The organism is Curtobacterium citreum (assembly GCF_006715175.1).
Lineage (GTDB): Bacteria > Actinomycetota > Actinomycetes > Actinomycetales > Microbacteriaceae > Curtobacterium > Curtobacterium citreum.
Genome location: NZ_VFMQ01000001.1, coordinates 842,193 through 854,948 on the forward strand (window position 1 = coordinate 842,193; position 12,756 = coordinate 854,948).

Genomic DNA, 12,756 nt, shown 5'->3' on the forward strand with positions numbered 1-12,756 from the left:
GCCCCGCCCCAGTGGACTCAGCGGACTCAGTGGAACTGCGGGATCGTCAGCCAGATCCCGTAGAGGACGGCAGCGGCGCACACCGCGAAGCAGACCACGGCGCCGGCGAGGGCGGCCGGTGGCGTGTGCCCGGACCGCGGGGTCTCGTCGCGGTACTCGGTGCGCTCGCCGGCGGCGTCGACGGGCTGCCCGGTCCCGAGCAGTCGCAGGCCGAGCGTGTAGACGAGCACGACGCCGACCGCGGCGACGAACCCGACGCCGGCGACGATCCCGATGCTGCTGAAGTCGATGGACACGGTCGCTCCCTAGGCCGACACCGAGGCGGAAGCGGGTTCCGTCGGCTGCTCGTCGTTGACGGTGTCCTTCGTGATCGGCTTCCGCCGCGCGAGGAAGAAGAAGCCGAGGCCCCCGACCAGGGCGAGCACCGCGACGACCACCAGGCCGATCGTGCTCGTCGAGGCCACCAGGGTCGCCAGGGCACCGACGACCGCGGCGGCGGGGAGCGTGATCACCCACGCCACGACGATCCGGCCGACCACCGACCAGTGCACGTCGGCGAGCTTCTTGCCGAGGCCGGAGCCGATGACCGAGCCGCTCGTGACGTGCGTCGTCGAGAGCGCGAACCCGAGGTGCGACGACACCAGGATCGTCGCCGCGGAGCTCGTCTCGGCAGCGAAGCCCTGCGGGGACTGCACGTCGGAGATCTTCTTGCCGACCGTGCGCATGATCCGCCAGCCGCCCGTGTAGGTGCCGAGGCCGATCGCCAACCCGCACGCCAGGATCACCCAGAGCGCCGGACCGGTGCCGGACGGCTGGTAGTTCGCGGCGATCAGGGTCAGCGTGATGACGCCCATCGTCTTCTGCGCGTCGTTCGTGCCGTGCGCGAGCGACACCAGCGACGCCGAGATCGTCTGCCCGTGCCGGAAGCCCGTGGCGGCGCCGTGCGTGGTCGCGTTCTTCGTGAGCGTGTACGCCAGGTACGTCGCGACGAGGGCGATCACGCCCGCGATCACGGGCGACAGGAGCGCCGGCAGCACGACCTTCGACACGACGGTGGCCCAGTCGACCGAGTGCAGCCCGGCACCGATGATCGACGCGCCGATGAGCCCGCCGAACAGGGCGTGCGTCGACGACGACGGCAGCCCGAAGTACCAGGTGGCGAGGTTCCAGAGCACCGCGCCGACGAGTCCCGCGAAGATCATGGTCGGGCTGATCTGGATGCCGTCCTGGCCCTCGCGGATGATGCCCTGCGAGACCGTCTTCGCGACCTCGGTGGACAGGAAGGCGCCGACCACGTTCAGGACGGCGGAGATGAGCACGGCGGTCCGGGGCTTCAGGGCTCCGGTGGCGACCGAGGTGGCCATGGCGTTCGCGGTGTCGTGGAAGCCGTTCGTGAAGTCGAACACGAGGGCCACCACGATCACCAGCACGACGGTGACGAGGACGTCCATGGCGGTGACGGTAGGCCCGCCGGGGACCCGCTGCGTGAACGCCGGGTGAACACGCGCGCGGGTTGCACGGTCTGCGAGGATGCACCCGTGCCGACCTTCTCCGCAGCCCGGGGCGACGCCTCGTTCACCGACGCGCACGGCGTCGAGATCGTCTACTCCACGTGGCGAGCGGGACGGCCGCGGGGCATCGTGCAGATCGCGCACGGCGTCGGCGAGCACTCGCTCCGGTACGAGGCGCTCGCGCAGGACCTCGTCCGCGCCGGGTGGACCGTGCACGCGAACGACCACCGCGGGCACGGCCGCACGGGATTGGGGCAGTGGGACGGCGACCACGCGCAGCTCGGCCGGCTCGGACCCGGTGGGTTGCGGGCCGCGATCGCCGTGGTCGAGCAGATGACCGCGGTCGCGCGCGAGCAGGACCCCGGTCTGCCGCTCGTGCTGCTCGGGCACTCGTGGGGCTCGCTCATGGCGCAGCGGATCGTGAACACCTCGTCCGCCGCGTACGACGGGGTCGTGCTCTCCGCCACGGCGTACCGCCTGCCCGGCTGGATGAACAGCGGCGACCTGAACGCCCGGCACGCGGGCTCCGGCCCGACGCGCTACGAGTGGATCAGCCGCGACCGGGCGATCATCGAGGCGATCGCGGCGGACCCGCTCGCGGTCGAGGCGGACGTGCTGCAGCTCTTCGGCCTCCGCGACACCCTCCGGCTGCTCGGGGTCCCGCGGCGCCGCATCCCGCACAACCTGCCCGTGCTGCTGCAGGTCGGGTCCGAGGACACGCTCGGCGGCCCCCGCTCGATCGAGCGGCTCGCGCAGGCGTACCGCCGCCGTGGCGGACTGTCGGACGTGCAGGTGCACGTCTACGAGGGGGCGCGGCACGAGGTCTACAACGAGACGAACCGGGACGAGGTGGTCGCCGACCTGGTCGCGTGGCTCGACCGGCACGTGGGTCGCTGACGCGACCGGACACGGGATGGGACGGGAGGCTCGTGGCGGGCCTGCCACGATCCTCCAGTCCGATCCGTGGCGGGCGTAGGCTCGTCCCGTGCACGGTGAGTACAAGGTCCCCGGAGGCAAGCTGGTCGTCGTCGACCTCGAGGTCGTCGACGGGAGCATCCAGGAGTTCCGCCTGGCGGGCGACTTCTTCCTCGAACCCGACGACGCCCTCCCGCTGATCGACCAGGCCGTGACCGGCCTGCCCGCGACCACCGACGCGGCCGGCATCGCCGCCGCGGTCCGCGGCGCGCTGCCCGAGGACGCCGTCCTGCTCGGCTTCACGCCCGAGTCCGTGGGCGTGGCCGTCCGACGCGCGCTCTCACGGGCGTCGACGTGGCAGGAGTACGACTGGGAGATCGTCCACGAGGGACCGATCAGCCCGAACGAGCACCTCGCGCTCGACCAGGTCCTGACCGAGGAGGTCGGCGCCGGACGCCGCGGCCCGACCCTGCGCATCTGGGAGTGGGACCAGCCCGCGGTCGTGATCGGGTCGTTCCAGTCCCTCAAGAACGAGGTCGACCCCGCCGGCGCCGAGAAGTACGGCGTGCAGGTCGTCCGCCGCATCTCCGGCGGCGGCGCGATGTTCATGGACGCCGGTGCGATCATCTCGTACTCGCTCTACGTCCCGACCGACCTCGTGCAGGGCATGACCTTCGCGGACTCGTACGCCTACCTGGACGAGTGGGTGATCGAGGCACTGAAGTCCCTCGGCATCGAGGCGTACTACCAGCCGCTCAACGACATCACCTCGACGAAGGGCAAGATCGGCGGGGCGGCCCAGAAGCGCCTCGGCACCGGGGCGCTGCTCCACCACGCCACGATGAGCTACGACATGGACGGCCAGAAGATGGTCGAGGTCCTGCGGATCGGGCGCGAGAAGATGAGCGACAAGGGGACGACCTCGGCGGCGAAGCGGGTCGACCCGCTGCGCTCGCAGACCGGGCTGACGCGCGCCGAGATCATCGACCGGTTGATCGGCACGTTCACGAAGCTGTACGGGGCGCACGAGGGACACGTGACCGAGGCCGAGCGGGCCCGGGCGCAGGAGCTCGTGCACACGAAGTTCGACACGCGGGAGTGGCTCGAGCGGGTCCCCTGATCGTCCGTCCGATCCACGGGATCATCCGCGCGGCGGAGGTGTCACCCGCCCGGCTGACGTACCGTCGGGCACGTGAACTGGTTGATCCTCATGGGGGCGGTGGCCGCAGCGGTCGTCGTGATGTGGATCGCCGATCGCCTGGGGTGGATCGACCTGTCGAACAAGGCCACTCGCTCGGGCGGATCCGGCGGCGCCATCTCGATGATGGACGAGGTCTTCGCGCCGACACGGCACGAGTCCCAGTCCGAGTACGAACGGCAGTCACGCTTGCCCCGGGAAGCCCCGACGCCGGCCGACGACGACCACGACCTGCTCAGCGGCAGCGTGCTCATCAAGGTCCCCGCGGTCGGGCACACCGGACGGCACGAGGCCCGTCCGGGCACGCTCGACCGCAGCTACTGACCCCGACTAGCGGGTCGTCAGCTCTTGGTAGTCCGGGTGCCGCTCGATCCAGGCCTTGACGTAGCTGCACAGCGGGACGACCCGTCGTGTGCCCTCGCGCACGTCGTCCAGCGCGTGCTGGACGAGGATCGACGCGTGACCACCACCTCGGTGTGCCGGGTCGACCTCGGTGTGGGTGAAGCGGATCTCGTCGCCCTCCACCTCGTACGCGGCGAACCCGATCACCTCGCCGTCCTCGACCAGGGAGTACTGCTGCGCGTCGGTGTCGTTCCGGACCTCGGGTGATGCCATGCGGGCGACGCTACGCCACGGCCCTGACCACGTTCCGGCTGCGGTCCCGCGCAGTGCTCCCGCCGATCCCCGAACGCGGGGCTGTGACCGCTCCCGGAACGCACTACTGTCACCTCGTGCACGACCAGACACCGCCCCTGCGCTTCCGGACCCCGCCCGGGTGGCCCACGCCCTCGCCCGAGTGGGTCGAGCTGTACCAGGGCACCGAGCCCGCCGCCGGGTGGAGCCCGGCCGCCGACGTGCCCCCGGCGCCCGCGGGGTGGCTGTTCTGGGCGCTCACCCGATCGATGCGCCGGCGTCTCCCGCGATCCGGCACGGTCGTGCTGAACGTCGGTGCGGCGGCAACCGTCGCGTCCGCCGTGGCCGTCGCCGTCCTGACGGTCCTCGGTCTGCCCGCGGTCTTCGCGCTCCCGACGCTCGTCGCCGGTGCCGCGCTCTGGGTCGTCGGGGTGGTCCGTCGTGGCGACGCCGTGATCGATGCCGTCGCGGAGGTCCGCGCCTGGGCGGCCGAGCGTCGGGCGGCGGAGCTCCCCGCGCGCGCCGCACAGGCACACCCCGGTGCGACCGCCGACGAGGCGCTCGGCGCCTGGGACGCCGAGGCGTGGTCGATCCCCGCCGCTCGACCCTTCACCGAGGGTGCCCCGTCCCGGGCGTTGCCCAGGGCGCTGCACACGGTCGCGGGGTTCACCGCCGGTGCCGCGGCTCTGGTGCTGCTCGGCGGCTCCCTCGTGGCTGCGGTCCCCGCCGTCGACTCCGTCGGGCAGGAGCTGTCCGCCGCGTCCAGCACGGACGGCAGCGGCCCGTCCGCGGACGACCCGTCGGCGTCGGGCGGGGACGACGCCCCGCAGCCCGGCTGGGCGTCCGACGACGGCAGCATCAAGACGTACTGGCTGGCCGCCGACGACGAGTGGGAGGCCACCTGCGACATGACCCCGGGGACCACCACCTGCGACCCGTGGGAGATCACGAGCGACCACAGCTGCACGGCGATCGTCACGGTCGGGTTCTTCGCCTCGGCGGACGACGACCAGCCGAGCCGCGTCGAGGAGCGCACGGTCAGCCTGACGAAGGGCGTCCCGCTGGTCCTGGTCGAGAACTACGACGAAGAAGCCTCGGACATCGTCGACGTGACCTGTGCGACCGGCGGCGAGACCGACGGCGACCGCGTGACGGCGACCCAGCACGAGGACACGACCGTGGCCGACGCCGACGTCCCCGACGGGTGCGACGAGGAGGACTGCGTGGCGTTCGCCGTCACGCCCTCCGCCGACTGCGCCGCCGCGGCCGTGCAGTTCACCGTCGACGCGGCGGTCGGGTCCCTGACGAAGCCGCACGACGTCGCCGTGGTCACGCCGCTGCACGCCGGGAAGGCCACCGACGTGTTCGTCGGGGGGACGGAGCACGCATCCGACGTGCACGCCGGAGCGGTGACCTGCCGGACGGCGTCCGACCAGCCGGGGTCCGCGACCAACTCCTGACCGGCGCGGGCACCGCCGCCCGGCGACGGCTCCGGCACGCAGCACCGACACCGGCACCGGCGCCCGCCTCGGGTCGGGGAGGATGGTCCGGTGCGCACCATCGACGACCGCAGCCCCGACCTGGTCGTGCTCGGCGAGAACCTCGACGTCACGCCGACGCTGCCCGACGGGGCGTTCACGGTCGTGTACCTCGACCCGCCGTTCAACACCGGCCGGAAGCAGCGTCGGCACGCCGTGACCGCCGTGCAGCGCGACGTCGGGTCACCGTCCACGATCACGGGCTTCCGGGGGCGGACGTACGAGCGGGTCCGCGGCGACCTGATGCGCTTCGACGACCGGTTCGAGGACTACTGGTCGTTCCTCGAGCCGCGCCTGCTCGAGGCCTGGCGCCTGCTCGCGGACGACGGCACCCTCTACCTGCACCTCGACTACCGCGAGGCCCACTACGCCAAGGTCCTGCTCGATGCGCTGTTCGGCCGCGACGCGTTCCTCAACGAGATCATCTGGGCGTACGACTTCGGCGCGAAGTCCCGGTCGCGCTGGCCGACCAAGCACGACACGATCCTGGTCTACGTGAAGGACCCCGAGCGGTACTGGTTCGACTCCGAGGCCGTCGACCGCGAGCCGTACATGGCGCCGGGACTCGTCACCCCCGAGAAGCGTGCGCGCGGCAAGCTCCCGACGGACGTCTGGTGGCACACGATCGTCTCGCCGACCGGGAGCGAGAAGACCGGCTACCCGACGCAGAAGCCCGAGGGGGTGCTCCGCCGGATGGTGCAGGCGTCCTCGCGCGAGGGCGACTGGGTCCTCGACTCCTTCGCCGGCAGCGGCACGCTCGGCGCCGTCGCCCACGCGCTCGGTCGGCGCTTCGTCCTGGTCGACCACAACCCGGTCGCCGTCGACGTCATGCGCCGGCGACTGCCCGGCGCGGCGGTCGAGCAGCAGGGCACCGGGGCCTGACGGTCGAGGGGCGGGTCCGACGCCGTCGCGTCGCACCCGCCCCTCGTGCCGTCCCGTGGACCGCTACGCAGAGTGGCGTCCGTGGTTCGGGTGCGGTTCGGTCTCCGGTCCGGTGGGAGCGGTCGGACTGGAGGGACGGCCCGCGTCCGCCTCGCCGGTCCCGGCCGCGTGGGCCGGGTGGGTGCGGATCGTCCCCGTGGTGGCGGCCGGCTCGTCGACCGGGGCCGCCGCGGCGTGCGCACCGTGCGTCGTCGCGTCCGGCAGCGGCGCACGGGTGTCGGTGGCCCGGTCCGCGACCGCGGTGGCCGTCCCGCCGGTCGCGCCCGCCCCGACGGCCGATGCGGCGCTCCGGGGCTGCGGGCTCGCCGCGACGTCCGGCGACACGGGCACGGTCCGCATCGAACCGGTGTCCGGGGACACGAGCGAGCCCGTGTTCGCGGCCGCGCGCTGGGCGTCGGCGGACAACTGGTCGGTGCCGTTGCCGCCGGCGGCACCCTTGGCGGCGTTCGCCTGCTCCTGCAGGGCGGACACCTTGCGGAGCGGCGGGACGCGGAAGAACCAGGTCAGGACGAACGCGAGCAGGATCACCGCGAGGCCGACCCAGTAGACGACGACGGCGGAGCTGCTGAAGCCGACGAGGAACGGACGGGTGAGCCGCGGGTCGGCGCCGTTCAGGAACGAGGTGTCGCTCGTGGCCGATCCGGCTCCGGAGCTCGCCGCCGTGTTGCCCTTCTTGAGCTGGTCGACGAGCTTCGGGGCGACCTCGTCCACCACGGCGCTGCGCTGGTCGGCGTTGCTGTAGTCGACCTGGACCGTGCCGTCGACGACCTCGGCGTTCGCCTTGGACGCGACCGTCTCGAGCGCCTGCTGCTCGGCCTGCGGCTTCGCGGCCGCGACCTGCTGGGCGATGACGCTGTCGGCGGCCGATGCGGGCACGGCGCCGGCGGCGACCTGCTGCTGGACGGCCGCGGTGACCTTCTGCGTGACCGCCTGGTCCGCCGCCTGCTTGGCCGCGGCGGCACCCTCGTCGAGCCCGCTCTGCACGTTCTGCTGGACAGGACGGACGATCTTCGACCAGATCTGGTCCATCACGCCCTTGTTCTCGGAGGCGTTCGCCACCGACGGCGTGAGGGCGGCGGTCAGGGCCGGCTTGAGCGTCGACTCGTTCTGCATCGCGCCGGTGATGTTCGTCGGCATCAGCGTGAACAGGACCGACAGGAGCACCGCGGTGCCCATGGTGCCGCCGATCTGCCGGAAGAACGTCGCCGCGCTCGTCGCGACACCGATGTCCCGAGGGCTCACCGAGTTCTGCGCCGCCAGGGTCAGCGTCTGCATGAGCTGTCCGAGCCCGAGCCCGATGCCGAACATGCCGAGCATGAGGAACCAGAGCGGGCGGTCGGCGGTCAGGAAGGTCAGGACCGTGAAGCCGATCGCGGTGAACGCCGTGCCGGTGACCGGGAACACCTGGTACTTGCCGGTGCGCGAGATGATCTGGCCGGAGGCGATCGACGAGATCATCAGGCCGAGGACCATCGGGAGCATGGCGAAGCCGGACTCCGTCGGGGTCACGCCCTTCACGATCTGCAGGTACAGCGGGATGGTCAGCATCGCGCCGAACATGCCGAAGCCGACCAGGACGCTCAGCACCGCAGCCATCGAGAACACCCGCGAGCCGAAGAGCTTGAGCGGCAGGATCGCGTCGTCGCCCATCGAGCGCTCGACGATCACGAACGCGATGAGCCCGAGCGCGCCGATGGCGTAGCAGGCGATGGCGCCGGGGGAGTCCCAGCCCCACTCGCGCCCCTGCTCGGCGATGAGCAGCAGCGGCACGAGGGTGACGATGACGAGCATCGCGCCCCACCAGTCGATGCGGGGCTTGCCGCGGTCGCCGAACTTCGGCAGGTGCAGGAACGTCAGCACCATGACGAGCGCGACGACGCCGACCGGCACGTTGATCAGGAAGACCCAGCGCCAGCCGTTGATGAACAGGATCTGCGAGGCCCCGGCGAACAGCCCGCCCACGAGCGGGCCGATGACCGACGAGATGCCGAAGACCGCCAGGAAGTAGCCCTGGTACTTCGCACGCTCGCGCGGGGCGAGCATGTCGCCCATGATCGCGAGGGGCAGCGACATCAGGCCACCGGCGCCCAGGCCCTGCAGTGCGCGGAAGCCGGCGAGCATGAGCATCGAGGTCGAGAACGACGCGGCGAGCGACCCGACGATGAAGATGCCGATTGCGGTGAGGAACAGCGGTCGGCGGCCGAAGATGTCGGAGAGCTTGCCGTAGATCGGGGTCGTCACGGTCGAGGCGATGAGGTACCCCGTCGTGACCCACGCCTGCTGGTCGAGCCCGTGCAGGTCGTCGCCGATCGTGCGGATGGCCGTGCCGACGATGGTCTGGTCGAGGGCACCGAGGAACATGCCGGCCATCAGTCCGTAGATGACGAGCAGGATCTGCCGGTGGTTCATCACGGCGTTCGAGGACGTCGTGGGAGCCGCAGGTGCGGTCGCTGTCTGGGTCATGTGCTTCGGGTCTCCCGTGCTGGTGCGTGCGCGACCGTCCCGGTGATCGAAGGTTGCGCTCGCTGCAAAAATACAACCGGCGCAAGCCAGTTGTTCCCACCGACGGCGTTCCTGTGGACATCGGCAGGGTGGTTGCGGGATGTGGAGGAGGCGCCGTCGGACGGATCCGACGACGCCTCCCGGGGGACCAGCGGGCTGGGACTACGCCCCGAGCGCCGCGTCCACGATCTCCTTGGCCTCGCGCTGCACCTGCTCCAGGTGCTCCTGCCCGACGAAGCTCTCGGCGTAGATCTTGTAGACGTCCTCGGTGCCGGACGGGCGCGCGGCGAACCACGCCCGGTCGGTGACCACCTTCACGCCGCCGACCGCCGCGTCGTTGCCCGGGGCCTTCGACAGCTTCGCCGTGATCGGGTCGCCCGCCAGGGTGTCGGCCGTGATGGCGTCCCCGTCGAGCTTCGACAGGCGGGCCTTCTGCTCCTTGCTGGCCGCGGCGTCGACGCGCTGGTACACGGGCGCGCCGAACCGCTCGGTCAGCTCCGTGTAGAGCTGCGAGGGCGTCTTGCCCGTCACGGCGATGATCTCCGACGCGAGCAGCGCCAGGATGATGCCGTCCTTGTCGGTCGTCCACGCGGTGCCGTCCTTGCGCAGGAACGACGCCCCGGCGGACTCCTCGCCACCGAACGCCACCGAGCCGTCGATCAGACCCGGGACGAACCACTTGAAGCCGACCGGGACCTCCCACAGGCGCCGACCCAGCGACTCGGCGACCCGGTCGATGATGCTCGACGACACCAGGGTCTTGCCGATCGCCGCGTCGTCACGCCACTCGGGCCGGTGCGCGTACAGGTACTCGATCGCGACGGCGAGGTAGTGGTTCGGGTTCATCAGGCCGCCGTCGGGCGTGACGATGCCGTGGCGGTCGGAGTCGGCGTCGTTGCCGGTCAGGACGTCGAACTCGTCCTTGCGGGCCACCACGGACGCCATGGCGCTCGCGCTCGACGGGTCCATCCGGATCTTGCCGTCCCAGTCGAGCGTCATGAACGCCCACCGGGGGTCGACCTCAGGGTTCACGACGGTCAGGTCGAGCCCGTAGTGGTCGCGGATGCGCTCCCAGTACGGCAGCGAGGCGCCGCCGAGCGGGTCCGCGCCGATCCGCACCCCGGCGCGCTTGATCGCGTCGATGTCGATGATGTGCTCGAGGTCGGCGACGTACGAGCCGAGGTAGTCGTAGCCCTCCGCCGTGGTCGCGTCCTGCCGTCGCACCTCGGCGTTGCCGCCGGCGATGATCGCGTTCGCGCGGTCGGCGATCCAGGACGTCGCGTCGCTGTCGGCCGGGCCACCGTGCGGCGGGTTGTACTTGAAGCCGCCGTCGCGGGGCGGGTTGTGGCTCGGCGTGATGACGATGCCGTCCGCGGTGTCGGTGTTGCCCGCCCGGTTGTACGCGATGATCGCGTGGCTCAGCGCGGGCGTCGGGACGAAGCCGTCCTGGGCGTCGGCGAGGACCCGGACGCCGTTCGCGGCGAGCACCTGCAGCGCGGTCTGCTCGGCGGGGGCGGACAGGGCGTGCGTGTCGCGGCCGATGAAGAGCGGCCCGTCGGTGCCCTGCTGCGTCCGGTACTCGACGATCGCCTGCGTGATGGCGGCGATGTGGGTGTCGTTGAACGCGGTGTCGAGCGAGGAGCCCCGGTGACCCGAGGTGCCGAAGACCACCTTCTGCTCGGGGATCGACACGTCCGGGACGCGCTCGTGGTAGGCCGCCAGGAGGGCGTCGAGGTCGACGAGGTCGTCTGCGGTCGCGGGGGTGCCGGCGCGGTCGTTCATGTCCCCATCCTGGCACCAGCCCGATGGAGGTGTCCGAGGGTGACGGCGGGCTGCGTAGGCTGATCGCGGGACCACGGACCGTGGCCCGACGGGGGAGAGCACGATGACGATCGTCCGCGCGGACGCCGCGTTCGCGGCTCGGCTGGGACACCGCGGGGAACGCGTCGTCGAGACCCCACCGGGCGCAGTGCTGTCGTGGCCCGCGCTCCACCTGCTCGCGGAGCACGGGTGGCGGTGGCGGCCGGCGGCGGCAGCGGGGGACGCGGGCGCGCCGGTCGGTGACCTCCTCCACGTCGACCTGACGGTCGAGCACGCTCCGTCGCCGCGCACCCTGCTCGGTCCCGCGTCGGAACGCTTCCTCGCGGCCCTCGGCCGACGACCGTCGTGGTCGCGGTACGAGGGCGACGCGCCGCTCACCCCGGCGGCCCTGACCGAGGTCGCTGAACGTCGTTCCCCCGCGCCGACGACGCTCGTCGTCGGCGGTGCCGACCGGGGCGTCGGCGGGCTGCTCGTCGTCGAGCGCGGCCCGCGGTCGGTGTTCGAGACCCTCGGTGTCGTGGTCACGGTCGAAGACCTGCGCGGCCTGCGTGACGGACTGCAGGCGGGCCTCCGGTCGGCGGGTCTGGGTCGCCACCCGCAGTCCGAGCTGACGTCGACCGGCTGGTCGCGAACAACCTGGACTTCAACCACGGTGCAATCCAGGAGTGGTTGCGCTCGGACCAGGGAACGGGCAAGCCGACATCGACCGAAGGATTCGACTGGCCGGCGGATCGTGTCGTGGGCCGCGGATACGAACCAGGTCGGGTCCCGCCGATGAACGACGACACCGTGGTTCGCGTCGTGCTTCGCTGGACCCCGGGCGGCGAGCCACCGTACCGGGTCATCACCAGCTATCCGAAGGCGACGGTGGAGAAGTGAACGACGTCGAGCGACGGGCACTCATCGCAAAGGTCCCGCACGTCCGGAATCTCCTCGGAGCCGTGTTCAACTACGACTGGGACCTGGACCACGAGGACGCTGAGGCCGCCTACGCGTCGGTGTTCGACGATCTCGGTGCCGAAGCACGAGCCGAGTACGAGCGTGAGGCGCAGGTTCTCGCGCGGGAGCTGACGTCTGCGACCGAAGTCCAGGAGTTCCTGAACCTCGTCGGATCCGGGCTCGCACCCAGTCTGCACCTCGGGGTGCCGCTCGCTGACTGGCCGCGGTCCCTGGTCCGTAGGATCCAGCAGTCGAAGTGAGCCACGACGGCCCCGGACTTCGCCGCGCGGTGCATCCGTTGTTCCTCCGTCGTCGCTCTGACGTCGTACCCGATCGGGGAGATGGGATGACGGGGAGCGACGACTGCGTCAACGAGCGGGGCAGTCGCGAGCGGAGAGCGTTGCGCACACATGACAGGAGACACACCTCAATTACGACTGGGAGCTCGACCATGCCGACGTCGAAGCGGCGTACGCCGACGCGTTCGACGGTCTCACCGCTGACGCTCGGAATGACTGGGCCGAGCAGGCCAAGGTCCTGCAGAAGGAACTGTCCGACGATCACGCAGTGCGGAAGTTCCTGCGGTACGTCGGAACCGGGCTGTCGCCCGAGCGCAACCTGGGGCTGTCGCCGAAACGCTGGCTGGACACGCTCGTCGAGCGTCTGGAACGCACTTGACGAGCGTCCTCGGGGACCGACCTCACCTCGCTCCGGACGTCGGCATCCATGCCCATGCCTCCTTGCCCGCAGACGGCTG

The 12,756-nt window shown here is 71.4% G+C and carries 12 protein-coding genes and 1 pseudogene; 8 read left to right on the plus strand and 5 right to left on the minus strand.

Translation table 11 applies throughout. The annotated features are described in order from the left end of the window. Positions 1 to 26 precede the first annotated feature (26 nt). Together FB462_RS04120 and FB462_RS04125 are read right to left on the minus strand one after the other, a co-directional pair. The gene (locus FB462_RS04120) at positions 27 to 296 is read right to left on the minus strand and encodes a hypothetical protein (protein WP_114850175.1); all 270 of its coding nucleotides are present in this window, start codon (positions 294 to 296) and stop codon (positions 27 to 29) included. A 9-nt stretch (positions 297 to 305) separates the two neighbouring features. After that, positions 306 to 1,451, minus strand: coding sequence for an inorganic phosphate transporter (locus tag FB462_RS04125; protein ID WP_114850174.1), 1,146 nt, complete (start codon positions 1,449 to 1,451; stop codon positions 306 to 308). Between the two features lie 87 nt (positions 1,452 to 1,538). Here FB462_RS04125 and FB462_RS04130 point away from each other — a divergent pair, with 87 nt between their 5' ends. The 3 genes from FB462_RS04130 to FB462_RS04140 all read left to right on the plus strand — a co-directional run bounded on the left by FB462_RS04130 (position 1,539) and on the right by FB462_RS04140 (position 3,948). Further along, positions 1,539 to 2,408 (plus strand): alpha/beta hydrolase, encoded by an 870-nt coding sequence (locus FB462_RS04130; protein WP_141860348.1) that lies wholly within the window; start codon positions 1,539 to 1,541, stop codon positions 2,406 to 2,408. Between the two features lie 88 nt (positions 2,409 to 2,496). Continuing rightward, positions 2,497 to 3,546 carry a lipoate-protein ligase LplAB gene (lplAB, locus tag FB462_RS04135; RefSeq protein WP_141860349.1) on the plus strand — a complete coding sequence of 350 codons (1,050 nt, stop codon included), beginning with the start codon at positions 2,497 to 2,499 and terminating at the stop codon, positions 3,544 to 3,546. 72 nt (positions 3,547 to 3,618) lie between these two features. Continuing rightward, positions 3,619 to 3,948 carry a hypothetical protein gene (locus FB462_RS04140; protein ID WP_141860351.1) on the plus strand — a complete coding sequence of 110 codons (330 nt, stop codon included), beginning with the start codon at positions 3,619 to 3,621 and terminating at the stop codon, positions 3,946 to 3,948. 6 nt (positions 3,949 to 3,954) lie between these two features. Here the strand turns inward: FB462_RS04140 and FB462_RS04145 are convergent, their stop codons facing one another. After that, entirely contained in the window at positions 3,955 to 4,239 is a 285-nt protein-coding gene (locus FB462_RS04145) for a GNAT family N-acetyltransferase (protein WP_114850170.1), read from the minus strand. A gap of 116 nt (positions 4,240 to 4,355) precedes the next feature. Between FB462_RS04145 and FB462_RS04150 the strand changes: the two genes are divergently transcribed. Then, on the plus strand, positions 4,356 to 5,717 hold the full coding sequence (locus FB462_RS04150; protein WP_141860354.1) for a hypothetical protein: 1,362 nt from the start codon (positions 4,356 to 4,358) through the stop codon (positions 5,715 to 5,717). A gap of 90 nt (positions 5,718 to 5,807) precedes the next feature. Then, a complete protein-coding gene (locus tag FB462_RS04155; RefSeq protein WP_141860356.1) occupies positions 5,808 to 6,677 on the plus strand; it encodes a DNA-methyltransferase in 870 nt (289 codons plus the stop codon). 63 nt (positions 6,678 to 6,740) lie between these two features. On the opposite strand, the gene FB462_RS04160 is transcribed toward FB462_RS04155, so the two are convergent. Together FB462_RS04160 and pgm are read right to left on the minus strand one after the other, a co-directional pair. Continuing rightward, the gene (locus FB462_RS04160) at positions 6,741 to 9,200 is read right to left on the minus strand and encodes an MDR family MFS transporter (protein ID WP_141860358.1); all 2,460 of its coding nucleotides are present in this window, start codon (positions 9,198 to 9,200) and stop codon (positions 6,741 to 6,743) included. Positions 9,201 to 9,401: 201 nt separating this feature from the next. Further along, positions 9,402 to 11,021 (minus strand): phosphoglucomutase (alpha-D-glucose-1,6-bisphosphate-dependent), encoded by a 1,620-nt coding sequence (pgm, locus tag FB462_RS04165; protein WP_114850166.1) that lies wholly within the window; start codon positions 11,019 to 11,021, stop codon positions 9,402 to 9,404. Positions 11,022 to 11,124: 103 nt separating this feature from the next. Here pgm and FB462_RS17625 point away from each other — a divergent pair. The 3 genes and pseudogenes from FB462_RS17625 to FB462_RS04175 all read left to right on the plus strand — a co-directional run. Then, positions 11,125 to 11,628 (plus strand): annotated as a pseudogene (locus FB462_RS17625) (DUF6177 family protein); the annotation flags it as partial. A 101-nt stretch (positions 11,629 to 11,729) separates the two neighbouring features. Continuing rightward, a complete protein-coding gene (locus tag FB462_RS17200; protein WP_229666966.1) occupies positions 11,730 to 11,939 on the plus strand; it encodes an RNase A-like domain-containing protein in 210 nt (69 codons plus the stop codon). Continuing rightward, positions 11,936 to 12,259, plus strand: coding sequence for a contact-dependent growth inhibition system immunity protein (locus FB462_RS04175; RefSeq protein WP_141860362.1), 324 nt, complete (start codon positions 11,936 to 11,938; stop codon positions 12,257 to 12,259). The genes FB462_RS17200 and FB462_RS04175 overlap by 4 nt, the downstream gene beginning before the upstream one ends. The last annotated feature ends 497 nt before the right edge of the window (positions 12,260 to 12,756 follow it).

Excerpts from the sequence above, each read along its gene's own strand:
- FB462_RS04160 (WP_141860358.1), bottom strand. The coding sequence starts at position 9,200 with ATGACCCAGACAGCGACCGCACCTGCGGCTCCCACGACGTCCTCGAAC.
- FB462_RS04145 (WP_114850170.1), bottom strand. The coding sequence starts at position 4,239 with ATGGCATCACCCGAGGTCCGGAACGACACCGACGCGCAGCAGTACTCC.
- FB462_RS04125 (WP_114850174.1), bottom strand. The coding sequence starts at position 1,451 with ATGGACGTCCTCGTCACCGTCGTGCTGGTGATCGTGGTGGCCCTCGTG.
- pgm (WP_114850166.1), bottom strand. The coding sequence starts at position 11,021 with ATGAACGACCGCGCCGGCACCCCCGCGACCGCAGACGACCTCGTCGAC.